Here is a 285-nt window from a genome sequence, read left to right as displayed (position 1 = left end):
AGCAGGAATGCCATCCAGATTGGGTGGAAAATAGTTCGGATAATATGCCATTTTGCCCAAGGTTTGCGTATATAATTTTCTTTATACTCTTCATAAGATTGGAGTTTTTCATTCGGGTATTTTTTCATTGTTTCTGGATTAAGAATCCACTCACGGTATTTTTCGTACAACGGTCTAATTTCACTATCCTTATTGAATGTCCACACAAAATCTTCCTTTATTGCAGCGATCTCATAAGAAAATGGCGGTTGTTTATATTTGGCATTTTGATACCAACTCATGCAA

1 pseudogene is annotated in these 285 nt (G+C 35.4%); it reads right to left on the bottom strand.

What is annotated here, in order from left to right:
• Positions 1–206 (bottom strand): annotated as a pseudogene (locus HMPREF3263_RS10495) (hypothetical protein); the annotation flags it as partial.
• Positions 207–285: the final 79 nt, after the last annotated feature.

The sequence above is a fragment of the Haemophilus sp. HMSC61B11 genome, from assembly GCF_001838615.1.
GTDB classification, from domain to species: Bacteria; Pseudomonadota; Gammaproteobacteria; order Enterobacterales; family Pasteurellaceae; genus Haemophilus_D; species Haemophilus_D parainfluenzae_AD.
The sequence above is the reverse complement of the archived record's forward strand: the minus strand, read 5'-3'. Positions and strand labels throughout refer to the sequence as shown.